The sequence below is a fragment of the Streptococcus oralis subsp. tigurinus genome, from assembly GCF_002096275.1.
GTDB lineage: Bacteria > Bacillota > Bacilli > Lactobacillales > Streptococcaceae > Streptococcus > Streptococcus oralis_CN.
The window spans coordinates 70,190-81,822 of sequence record NZ_NCUG01000014.1 but is presented as its reverse complement, the minus strand read 5'-3'; the positions used below and the strand labels follow the sequence as shown (position 1 = coordinate 81,822).

At 40.1% G+C, this 11,633-nt stretch carries 8 protein-coding genes; 6 read left to right on the top strand and 2 right to left on the bottom strand.

All coding sequences use genetic code 11. The features are described from left to right. The first annotated feature begins 2 nt into the window (after positions 1 to 2). From purE to purB, 6 genes are all read left to right on the top strand, one after another. A complete protein-coding gene (purE, locus tag B7725_RS01790; RefSeq protein WP_084874289.1) occupies positions 3 to 491 on the top strand; it encodes a 5-(carboxyamino)imidazole ribonucleotide mutase in 489 nt (162 codons plus the stop codon). After that, positions 478 to 1,557, top strand: a complete 1,080-nt coding sequence (gene purK / locus B7725_RS01785; protein WP_084874288.1) for a 5-(carboxyamino)imidazole ribonucleotide synthase — start codon at positions 478 to 480, stop codon at positions 1,555 to 1,557. The genes purE and purK overlap by 14 nt, the downstream gene beginning before the upstream one ends. Positions 1,558 to 1,750: 193 nt before the next feature. Beyond that, positions 1,751 to 3,403: an AIPR family protein gene (locus B7725_RS01780; protein ID WP_084874287.1), complete on the top strand. Its 1,653-nt coding sequence runs from the start codon at positions 1,751 to 1,753 to the stop codon at positions 3,401 to 3,403. Between the two features lie 224 nt (positions 3,404 to 3,627). Beyond that, a complete protein-coding gene (locus B7725_RS01775) occupies positions 3,628 to 3,864 on the top strand; it encodes a phosphoribosylaminoimidazole carboxylase (RefSeq protein ID WP_084874286.1) in 237 nt (78 codons plus the stop codon). Next, positions 3,861 to 5,039 (top strand): hypothetical protein, encoded by a 1,179-nt coding sequence (locus B7725_RS01770; RefSeq protein ID WP_193431817.1) that lies wholly within the window; start codon positions 3,861 to 3,863, stop codon positions 5,037 to 5,039. Before B7725_RS01775 ends, B7725_RS01770 begins: the two co-directional genes overlap by 4 nt. 15 nt (positions 5,040 to 5,054) lie before the next feature. Then, entirely contained in the window at positions 5,055 to 6,353 is a 1,299-nt protein-coding gene (purB, locus tag B7725_RS01765) for an adenylosuccinate lyase (RefSeq protein ID WP_084874285.1), read from the top strand. 54 nt (positions 6,354 to 6,407) lie between these two features. Here the strand turns inward: purB and strH are convergent, their stop codons facing one another. Then, positions 6,408 to 10,439 carry an LPXTG-anchored beta-N-acetylhexosaminidase StrH gene (strH, locus tag B7725_RS01755; RefSeq protein ID WP_142357343.1) on the bottom strand — a complete coding sequence of 1,344 codons (4,032 nt, stop codon included), beginning with the start codon at positions 10,437 to 10,439 and terminating at the stop codon, positions 6,408 to 6,410. 294 nt (positions 10,440 to 10,733) lie between these two features. Next, positions 10,734 to 11,492, bottom strand: coding sequence for a GntR family transcriptional regulator (locus B7725_RS01750; protein ID WP_162278992.1), 759 nt, complete (start codon positions 11,490 to 11,492; stop codon positions 10,734 to 10,736). Between the last annotated feature and the right edge of the window lie 141 nt (positions 11,493 to 11,633).

Sequence of the window (11,633 nt, the reverse complement as noted above, 5' to 3'; positions counted from 1 at the left end):
AAATGAAATCAGTAATTTCCATCATCATGGGCTCAAAATCCGACTGGGCGACCATGCAAAAAACCGCCGAAGTCCTAGACCGCTTCGGTGTAGCCTACGAAAAGAAAGTTGTCTCCGCCCACCGCACACCAGACCTTATGTTCAGACATGCGGAGGAAGCCCGTAGTCGTGGCATCAAGGTTATTATCGCTGGTGCTGGTGGCGCAGCCCATTTGCCAGGTATGGTAGCTGCCAAAACAACCCTTCCTGTCATTGGTGTACCCGTCAAATCACGTGCTCTTAGTGGCGTGGACTCGCTCTACTCTATCGTACAGATGCCGGGCGGTGTACCTGTTGCGACAATGGCTATCGGTGAGGCAGGTGCGACCAACGCAGCCCTCTTTGCCCTCCGTCTCCTGTCAGTAGAGGATCAGGCTATCGCGACAGCTTTGGCAGATTTCGCAGAAGAACAAGGAAAAATCGCAGAGGAGTCGACAAATGAGCTCATCTAAAACAATCGGAATTATCGGTGGTGGTCAGCTGGGGCAGATGATGGCCATTTCTGCTATCTACATGGGGCACAAGGTTATCGCGCTGGATCCTGCGGCGGATTGCCCAGCCTCTCGCGTGGCGGAAATCATCGTGGCGCCTTATAATGATGTGGAGGCCCTCCGTCAGTTGGCGGAGCGTTGCGATGTTCTGACCTATGAATTTGAGAATGTCGATGCTGACGGACTAGATGCTGTCATTAAGGACGGTCAGCTCCCTCAAGGGACAGACCTACTCCGCATTTCTCAAAATCGGATCTTTGAAAAGGATTTTCTCGCAAACAAGGCCCAAGTCACTGTTGCCCCTTACAAGGTCGTGGCTTCTAGTCAAGACTTGGCTGATATCGACCTGTCCAAAAACTATGTCCTCAAGACTGCGACTGGTGGCTATGATGGTCATGGACAAAAGGTCATTCGTTCAGCAGAAGATTTGGAAGAAGCTTATGAACTGGCTGATTCAGCAGACTGTGTCTTGGAAGAATTTGTCAACTTTGACCTTGAAATTTCTGTCATCGTGTCTGGAAATGGCAAGGAGGTGACAGTCTTTCCAGTTCAGGAAAATATCCACCGTAACAATATCCTGTCTAAAACCATTGTGCCAGCTCGAATTTCTGATAGTCTGGCTGATAAAGCCAAAGCCATGGCAGTGCGAATCGCAGAACAGCTGAACCTCTCTGGAACTCTCTGCGTGGAAATGTTTGCGACAGCTGACGACATCATCGTCAACGAAATTGCCCCACGTCCACATAACTCAGGGCACTATTCGATTGAAGCTTGTGATTTCTCCCAGTTTGACACCCATATTTTGGGTATTCTCGGAGCACCATTGCCAGCCATCAAACTGCATGCGCCTGCAGTCATGCTCAATGTTCTTGGTCAGCATGTCGAGGCATCTGAAAAGTATGTCGCAGAAAATCCAAGCGCCCACCTCCACATATATGGTAAAATAGAAGCGAAGCACAACCGCAAGATGGGGCATGTGACTTTGTTTAGTGATGTGCCGGATGAGGTGGAGGAGTTTGGGGAGTGAGACAGGACCCTAATTACAAGGTCTGTTGTCTTTCCCTGCAAGGTTGACTAGGCTTGTCGCAGGCGAAAAATCGACAAGAGAATCTGGACAACTACTGTTGGAGGGGATTGATTTTTAAAAAGTGAAAATAACCGTCTGTTATTTAGAATATAGCTTAATATATATTATTTTATTCATATAGAGGAGTTTTTAAATGGGAACATTAAATGATTTTAAGTTGGTAAATAAGATTTCAAGAAAATATTTCGGTAAACTAAAAAAGGAACCAGTTGGTGAAATTACAGATGAGGAGAAATCAAGACTTGGCTTTTACTTATTCATTCTTTCTTGTATTACAGATGTAACAGACGTTGAAGACGTAGAAAAGATGGTTATTGATACCGATTTTCATCGTAAATTATATGGTGTCACAAACAATGATTTAGGTATTGATGCTGTTTATATAGACGAAGAGAACTATGACATTAAGCTTTTTAATTTTAAGTATCGTGAGAGGTTTAATCCTGACAAGTCTCAAGCTTTAAATACAGTTAGTGATAGTACTAAGTTTTTAAATGCAGTTTATGCTCAGAATACTGAAGGATTAGATGAACTAACTAGAATTACAGTTCAGTCAATAATTGATAAATATAATTCTAATGATATTTGGAACACGCAGTTGTATTTGGTATCTAATGAAAATCATAAGTTAAATTTAAATATTAATGAAGTTAAATCATTCATTGATAGTAATGATGTTGAGATTGTAACAATTAGTTTGGACGAAATTATAGAATTTGTTTCAGAAAAACCAGAAGATAGAAAAGCAACATTTATCGTTGATTCTGATTCTGTGATGACTTTTAAAGATGATCCCATGTCATCCTCACAATCATACTTGGTTAAATTACCTTTAATTACTTTGATTAGGCTGACTTGTAAAGATGATGAGTTGAAAGAACAATACTCGATTGAAGATTATTCTAAATTATCAGAAGTGGAGCTAGACATTGGATTGTTATATGATAATGTTCGAGGCTATTTGGGAAGTACAAAGTTTAATAAAAATATTTTGAAATCTATTGATAGCGATCCTAATCGATTTTTTATGTTTAATAATGGCATTACCATGACTGCGAATAAGATTACTGCTCAAAAGATTAATGCAAATCAAAAGTTAAAGTGCTCTTTAGATGGTTTTCAAATTGTGAATGGCGGACAGACTCTAAGAACGATTTATAAATATAAAGATGCTGATTTTGATGAAGAAAAATTATCTAATGCAGAAATTCTAGTTAGAATTTTCCAAACTGAAAATGATAAGACGTTAACAAATAATATAGCCGAATACACTAATAGTCAAAATGCTATTTCCCCTGTAGATTTAAAATCAATAAGCAATATACAAATTAAGATTGAAGAATACCTGAAACAATATGGAATTATGTATATTAGAAAAGTTGATAAAAGTATAGAGATTTCCGAGGAGTCTATTACAATGGAGGTTATGGCCCAGCTTATATATTCTAAAATGGGTTATCCTGAAGTTGTTACGAATCAAAAGGGAGCGCTTTTTAATAGATTTTATGATGACATATTTAATGAACAGTTAGATTTTGATGAGTTGATAACATTGTATAGAACATACAGGGAGATAGAGCAATACTATAGTCTTATACATAAAGAATCAACAAAGCAAATGAGATTTTATATTGTTTGGTTAATGCTTGCTAAAGGAATGGAACTTAAACTAGCTGTTAGCAAGTTAAATGAAGCATTAGAAACGTATAGAACCGATGAGAATATATCTAATGCTAGGAAAATTATTCAAAGACCTTTTAAAGAACACTTAGAAAAATTGATTTAAAAATCAGATTGAAGATTATGAAAAAAGCAACCAGATTTTTCTAATAGAATACCGAATATAAACTTTCTAAATCTTAAAGTGTAACTAAAACAAAGGAGAAGAGGGCAAGTTCAAGTATTTGGATTCTTGCTAAAAGCGCTCCTCTTGTAGAAAATAAAAGAAGAAAGGAATAAGGGCTCCGTATCCTCTAAAACTGAATACGGAAGACATCCTTTGCCATTACTATGATTCAACTCATCGTCAACGCATTTGTCGAAAAAGAGAAGACGGGAGCAGTTATCGAAGTTTTGTATGATAGTAGTGATCATGAAAAAGTGAAAGCTAAGTATAAAGAGCTAACGGCTCAATATCCTGAAAACTATTTAGCTATCTATGATTTGCTAATTGATACGGATTTGAATACACCAGAACTCTACTCATCTGTATGGATTGGGAAAGAGGAGTTTGAGGAGGAATTATGAAAAAGCAACTAGAATTGCAAAAACTCATATCTATCATGCTAGGATATTTTGGAATTACGCTATTTATACATCCTAGCTACTTAGTTAAATTAGTAGCGGTATGCATTTTTGTTGGCTTACTATTTTTTTGGAAAAAGAAAATGGTTAACTGGGTGCAATTAAAATGGGGTTTGTTAAAGGAAATTCGAAGAAGAAAGTATTTTTTTATTACTGAAAAAGGATATAAAACTGATTTAAAGAAAAGGCGGGAATTAGGTGCTGCAGTTTATTATTTAACAAATATAGGTTTTATGGTAATTCTTGTAGTTATTTCTGTGTTAAATTCACTTAATCTAGTGGCATTTAAAGGATTAATTGCTATAGTAGCAATCGGAGCAATGATTATAGCATTGGCTGGCATAATTATTGCAGCTAAAAATTATTTAACAGGATTATATTATTATCTTATTCCTTTAGCAATGCTTTTATTTACTTTAGATTATGTAAAGTCATTTTCAGATATAAAATCTATTGTAGTTTACATAATTTTGGTTTTCATAGCATATAGTGTTTTTGCAATATTATTACCATTGCATTCTTTAAGAAAAATAACAAATATGACATGGCTATTTGGAGTGTTGACTACTTTACTTGTTCCGCTTCTTTTTGAATATTTTTTTCAATATTATATAATAAATGAAATTAATGGACAAATTTCAAATGAATCAATTACACTTGAAACGCTAATGAAGTTAAATTTATCTACAGAGGTTATCTCATTTTTTAAAGAGAATCCTGATGCTATTGAATTAATAAAAAGATTTAGGGAGATGTCTATTTCTTTTGAAATTCATTCCTTAACTTCTGAACTTTCAGTTATAAGATTTCTTTTACTTACAGCTTATTCTCTTGGAACGATTATAATTACTTCAAAAATCAAATTAGGGAAATCAAAAGCTAAAGACTTATATAATAATATTAAATCATCTCCGGAAGTCCAATATTCAGAGCTAAGAGACTGTATTTTTTACGGTGGTGAAGAATACGAAAATAGGATAATGGATAATGAAATTTTGAGATCTAAAATTATCAGTGAAGAAGAAAAATGCGATAAAAATCAATATAGTAAATGGTGGGAGATATGGAGTGCTAAATTTATTGAAACTTGTAGTTTGATATTAAAAAAAATGATTTAATATAGGAGAAACAACATGATCGAACGTTATTCTCGCCCTGAGATGGCGAACATTTGGAGTGAAGAAAATAAATACCGTGCTTGGCTTGAGGTGGAAATCCTCGCTGACGAGGCATGGGCTGAGTTGGGGGAAATCCCTAAGGAAGATGTGGCTTTGATTCGCGAAAAGGCGGACTTTGACATCGACCGTATTTTGGAGATTGAGCAGCAAACTCGCCACGATGTGGTTGCTTTCACGCGTGCGGTTTCTGAGACTCTTGGTGAAGAGCGCAAGTGGGTTCACTATGGGTTGACTTCTACCGACGTGGTGGATACGGCCTACGGTTATCTTTACAAGCAGGCCAACGATATCATCCGTCGTGACCTTGAAAACTTTACCAATATCATCGCTGATAAGGCTAAGGAGCACAAGTTCACCATCATGATGGGGCGTACCCACGGTGTGCACGCCGAGCCGACAACTTTTGGTCTTAAATTGGCAACTTGGTACAGCGAAATGAAGCGCAACATGGAGCGTTTCGAGCATGCGGCTGCTGGTGTGGAAGCTGGTAAGATTTCGGGTGCGGTTGGGAACTTCGCTAACATCCCACCATTCGTTGAAAAATACGTCTGCGACAAGCTTGGTATCCGTGCCCAAGAAATCTCTACACAGGTCCTTCCTCGTGACCTTCACGCTGAGTACTTTGCAGTTCTTGCCAGCATTGCGACTTCTATTGAACGTATGGCAACGGAGATCCGTGGTCTTCAAAAATCTGAGCAACGTGAAGTGGAAGAATTCTTTGCTAAGGGGCAAAAAGGTTCATCAGCAATGCCTCACAAACGCAACCCTATTGGTTCTGAGAACATGACAGGTCTTGCGCGTGTCATCCGTGGTCACATGGTGACAGCTTATGAAAATGTTGCTCTCTGGCACGAACGTGATATCTCTCACTCATCAGCTGAGCGTATCATCACACCAGATACGACTATTTTGATTGACTACATGCTCAACCGTTTTGGAAACATCGTTAAGAACTTGACAGTCTTCCCTGAAAACATGATCCGTAACATGAACTCAACTTTCGGTCTTATCTTTAGCCAGCGTGCTATGTTGACCTTGATTGAAAAGGGGATGACCCGTGAACAAGCCTATGACTTGGTGCAACCAAAAACAGCTTATTCTTGGGATAACCAAGTGGACTTTAAACCGCTTCTGGAAGCAGATCCAGAAGTCACTTCACGCCTCACTCAAGATGAAATTGACGAAATCTTCAACCCTGCATACTACACTAAACGAGTGGATGATATCTTTGAACGTATCGGACTCGGTGACTAATCATACGAAAAAGCGAGATTCAATCTCGCTTTTTCGTATGATTATCAAAGGGGTTTAATCTTCTTTTCTCTTAGTGAGTCCGTAGGCTGCTAGTGTGGCCATGAGTCCTATTGCGACCAAGCCTGCAGAGTCTTGACTTCCTGTTGCAGGGAGTTGTTTTTCATCTGCTTTGGCAGTAGTTGGTTGAGCATTCTCTGTCTTCTCAACGGCAGTGCCGACTTCAACGACTTGAGTGACTGCTTCCTGTGATACCGCACTATTGACAAGGGTTCTTTCTTCCTTGCCGTCAGCAGTAGTGCTGACAGAGTAGAAAATCGTACGACGACCATTTACACCAGTAACGACTACTTGACTTTGTCCTTTTGGTAATTGAGGATTTTCACGTGTCACGGTAGTGAACGGAATCTCTTCTTCTTGGATGTCTAGTCTAGGTTTTGCTTCTGCGGCTGGGGCAAGACCGTGTTCATCCCCTACATGGGTAACAAGGGTTCCGACTTCAATGACTTGTGTCACTGCTTCTTGCGTTACAAGGCTATCGACAAGAGTCTTCACTTCTTTGCCATCAGCAGTAGTGCTTACAGAGTAGTAATGACTGCGACGACCGTTAACACCTTTGGTAAGGACTTGAGTCTTCCCTTTGAGCAAGAGTGGATTTTCACGTGTCACGGTAGTGAACGGAATCTCTTCCTCTTGGATGTCCAGTCTAGGTTTTGCTTCTGCGGCTGGAGCAAGACCGTGTTCATCTCCTTTGTGAGTAATAGGGGCACCGATTTCAACCACTTGTGTCACAGGTTCTTTGGTCACTTGGCTATCTAGAACAGTTTCTGTTTGCTTTCCATTTTCAGTAAGGACAGATATGTAATGAGTGCGTTCGCCCTCTACACCTGGTGTGATGATCTTTTCCTGACCAGTTGGGAGATTCGGATTTTCCTTCTTGATAACTTCAAATGGAATCTTTTCTGCTCTTGTGATGAGTTCAGGTTTGGTTTCAACATTGGCAGCTAGTTCGTTTTCATCGAGGCTTCCTGAGTGGGTTGCTGCTGGTTTGAGGCCTAGGCGGGCTGCTTTGAGTTTGGCTACGAGAGCGTCTAACTCAGCTTGTTTGTTACGGTTGAGGTTGTAGTTGAGAGCTTCTTTAGCTGCATTTAGGGCATCTAGGCTTTCTTTGCTATATCCTTCTAAGTTTGTAGGGATTTGAGCAAGTTCCTCGCGGAGGGCATTGTAGTTAGCGCGGAAGTAGTCTTTGTTATTGTCTGCAAAGGCAGTCATGAGTTCAAAGATTTCTTCTTCCTTGTACTCAGCGCTTGGTCTATCTGCCCAGATGGCAAGCATGCTTCCAACTGTTGGAAGGTCTACCTCAGGATATTTGGTAGATGCAAGCTGGTTAAATGGTGTTTTTTTAGTGTTTTCAATTGCTTTTTTGAGGAAGCCACCACCATCTTCTGGTTTTTGACCAAGAATGTAGTACCAGTCTCCGTTGGTATTAAGGAATTTATAGCCTTTACTTGCAAGGTACTGAGGAGATGCAAGGTTGTAGCCCCACCATCCTTTAGACCAGTAAGAGATGATGACATCCTTGTCAAACTCAACATCATCCTTGTCTTCATAGTAGAAACCATCGTTGAAGGCCATTGGTTGAAGGCCTCTTTCTTTGGCCATGGCAGCAAGGGTGTTAGAGTACTCAGCAAACTTGCCATAGAGTCCATACCATTTGAGGTAGTACCAGCCTTGAGCGTTGGTAGCATCATTGGCATATTCGTCAGTACCGTAGTTGAAGATCTTTGTCTTGCCTGCAAAGAAATCCATGTACTTGCCTATAAGGGCTTTGACAAAGTTCATCGCCTCTTCGTTTTCGAGGTCCATAGTTGTTTTGGAGACCTTGTCAAAGTTTGCTTGAGGATTCTTGATTCCAAGTTTTTCCATAGCGACGAGCATGGCATCCATGTGACCTGGGCTGTTGATCGCTGGGATGAGTCCGATACCTTTTGATTTTGCGTACTCGATCAATTCAGTGATTTCAGCTTGACTAAGAGTGGTTCCGTTTGGATCATCGTAGTAAGCTTTTGTTCCTTCGATGATGGCCTTTTTGACATCGTCACTTGCATAAGTTTTTCCGTTAGCTGTGATGGTCATGTCATCAAGGAGGAAGCGAAGTCCATCATTTCCTAGGAGAAGATGCACATCAGAGTAGCCGAGCTCGCTCGCCTTGTCTACGATGCGTTTGAGTTGGTCAAGTGTGAAGTACTTACGTCCGGCATCGATAGAGATTACCTTGTTCTTGACAAGCTTTTCAACTTCGCGTTTCGCGTCTTCTTCTTTTTGAGCTTCTGGTGTGAAGGTCAAGTTGCTAACAGCTTCTTGGAGTTTTGCGATTGCTTGATCAATGGTGTCTTGTTGGGCACGGCTGAGGTTGCTATCGAGTGAGCGAATAGCTTTTTCAGCTTTTTTGACAGCTGCGACACTTTCTGCAGTATAGCGGTTAAGGTCTGTTGGTACTTCTTTCAGAGCTTGTTCAGCAGACTCATAGTCAGCTGCGAAGTATTCAGCATTGGCATTTGCGAAGCTACGCATGAGTTTGAAGAGGCGTGATGGTGAATAGCGTGCAGATGGGGTATCCGCCCAAGCAGCTACCATACCACCGATGAACGGAATATCTGCTCCTTCAGATTTTGGTACAGAAGTGATTGGAGTGTTCTTGATACCATTGAGTCCTTGGTCCAGGTTGTACCAGCCTTGGCCGTCGGCATTTCGTCCGAGAACATAGTACCAAGCATCGTTGGTATTCAAGATTTGGTGGCCTTTTTCAACTAGAAGTTTAGAAGAAGCGACGTCGTATCCGCCCCATCCACCAGTCCACATAGAAACGATGATATCTTTGTCAAAAGTACCAAAGCTTGTATCGCTATTGTAGTAGATTCCATCGTTGAAGGCCATTGGTTTGAGACCGTGAGATTTAACGATTCGAGCAAGGTCGTTTGCGTAGGCGATGAATTTATCATAACCCTTGTCAGGGAATCCATCTTCTGGATACCATTTATAGGCCTGAAGAACGCTCCAGCCTTTGGCATCTGTAGCATCATTGGCGTACTCGTCTAGTCCGATATTGAAAATATCAGTTTTTCCAGCAAAGTATGCTGCATACTTGTCGATCAGGGCTTTGGTAAACTCAACAGCTTCTTTGTTATCCAGGTCAACGGTACGAGCAGATTCCTTACCAAAGTAGTTGAAGTTCGGTTTTTGGATACCTAGTTCTTTCATTGCATGCAAAATCGCATCCATGTGACCAGGGCTGTTTACAGTTGGGATGAGACCAATGCCTTTGTTTTTAGCGTAGTTAATCAAGTCCGTCATCTGACTCTCTGTCAAATGGTTGCCGTTTGGATCCTTGTAGTAGGCATCAGTTCCATTTTCGAGTGCACGTTTGACATCGTCGCTTGCATAGGTTTTACCATTGGCTTTGATCGTCATATCGTCTAGCATGAAACGCATGCCATCATTTCCAACTAGTAGATGAAGATCAGTATAACCGTAGTGTTTGGCTTTGTCGATGATTTCTTTGAGTTGGTCTGGAGAGAAATACTTGCGTCCAGCGTCGATTGAGATCATTTTTCTTTTTGCCAGTTTTTCATTTACTTGAGATACACGTTCAGTGCTAGGAGTGGCCACTGCAGGTGTGACGGCTTCATTTTTCTTTTCTGAAGGAGTACTTTCGGCAGGAGTTTCAGCTGGGGCAGGACTCTCTTTCTCGGCAGTAGGAGTTGGAGTAGCATTTTCTGTCACAACTGGTGCGCTTGACTCTTCTGTTTTTGGAGCAACTGTTCGAGGAGCCTCCTTGTCTTCTTTGACCTCCTCTTTTACAGGCCTGTCAGCCTTTTCTTCCAGTTTTTCTGGAACCTTGGAGTCTACAGCTTCCTTGACTGCTTGAGGACTCTCCTGAATAGTTTGAACAGTTTCCTCAGCTGTTGGAGCTGGAGTAATCCCGTCGGCAGATACGACTTGTGCGCTAAAAGCAAATCCTATCAGTACAGAAGCTGCCCCAGCCGCGTATTTACGGATGGAGAAGCGCTGTTTCTTTTCTAGTTTCATGACAAAACCTCCTTGTTATTATTATGTATGATAGCGTTTACATAAAACCGATTTTATTTTATTATCTAAGGAGTAAAATGTCAAGTGGGTTTATATAAGAACTATAATAAATAGAGGAAATCATAAGATTTAGAAGAAAATTATTTCCAGAAATAAGAAAGAGAAAGCGAATATTTAACTTGTTTTTAGTAAAAACGCTACTAATTAAATAAGAACCCTTCATAGCGTTCTCACAACCTCTTTCTCGTGCTATAATGAATATAGAAAAAGCCTGAGCTGGGCTCAAGCTTTCTCTTAATGACCTCGATTACATGAGAGGAATTTAATTTTGTAGTAGTCTGCTCGCTTATACGTTTCACTATAGGCGAGGACTTGGCCAGTAGCCTCAAGTTTAGTAGTCTTCGTTTGGAAGACAGTTGGAAATTGCGTATCGATTCCAAGTACAGAAGCAACATGCTCTGGTGTTGGGAATGCGATTTCATTGATTTCCTCAAAATGTTCATCGTTCATGTGAATGCGGTAATCCAATTTGAAGCGTTTATAGATAGAACTATAATAGTCAAGATTTGGATAGTTGGCATTGATGTATTGTTCAGGAATATAAGATGTGTGGTAGATGTAAGTTACGCCATTTGTTTGACGGGTACGTTCAATTTTGTAGTAGAACTGATCTCCACGTAATCCAAGCTTCTCTAAGTATTCAAGCTTGTTTCCGCGCTCGATAGAAAGGACAGTAACTTTATCGTCTTTGGTTTCAAAGATTTCAACATCTGAAAACTCAACGAGTTTGTGCTTACGTGCACGTGAAACGAAAGTCCCTTTCCCTTGTTGGCGGACAATATAGCCGTCTTTTGCAAGGTCATTCAAAGCACGCACAACAGTGATTGAACTAACATCATACATCGCGATCAATTCTGCTTCTGTATAAAATTTATCTCCACTTGCAAATTGACCAGAGATGATTTTGTTTTTTAATTCATCTTTAATATATTGGTATTTTGGAATAGCCATAATTTCACCTCGATTCTCTTTCTCCAGTCTTGATTTTACCATAAATACAGACAAATTAGTAGTATTTAGGTAAAAAAAATTAAAATAATAGACTAAAAATGTTATGTTACATGTAAAGAATTCCATTTTATAACCTTGTGAATTATCATACATTAAAATATCGCTTTCATGCTATTTTTAGAT

What these genes read in the sequence shown, in the direction of transcription:
- purE (WP_084874289.1), top strand. Translation starts at nt 3, where the DNA reads ATGAAATCAGTAATTTCCATCATCATGGGCTCAAAATCCGACTGGGCG.
- purK (WP_084874288.1), top strand. Translation starts at nt 478, where the DNA reads ATGAGCTCATCTAAAACAATCGGAATTATCGGTGGTGGTCAGCTGGGG.
- B7725_RS01780 (WP_084874287.1), top strand. Translation starts at nt 1,751, where the DNA reads ATGGGAACATTAAATGATTTTAAGTTGGTAAATAAGATTTCAAGAAAA.
- B7725_RS01775 (WP_084874286.1), top strand. Translation starts at nt 3,628, where the DNA reads ATGATTCAACTCATCGTCAACGCATTTGTCGAAAAAGAGAAGACGGGA.
- B7725_RS01770 (WP_193431817.1), top strand. Translation starts at nt 3,861, where the DNA reads ATGAAAAAGCAACTAGAATTGCAAAAACTCATATCTATCATGCTAGGA.
- purB (WP_084874285.1), top strand. Translation starts at nt 5,055, where the DNA reads ATGATCGAACGTTATTCTCGCCCTGAGATGGCGAACATTTGGAGTGAA.
- strH (WP_142357343.1), bottom strand. Translation starts at nt 10,439, where the DNA reads ATGAAACTAGAAAAGAAACAGCGCTTCTCCATCCGTAAATACGCGGCT.
- B7725_RS01750 (WP_162278992.1), bottom strand. Translation starts at nt 11,492, where the DNA reads ATGGTAAAATCAAGACTGGAGAAAGAGAATCGAGGTGAAATTATGGCT.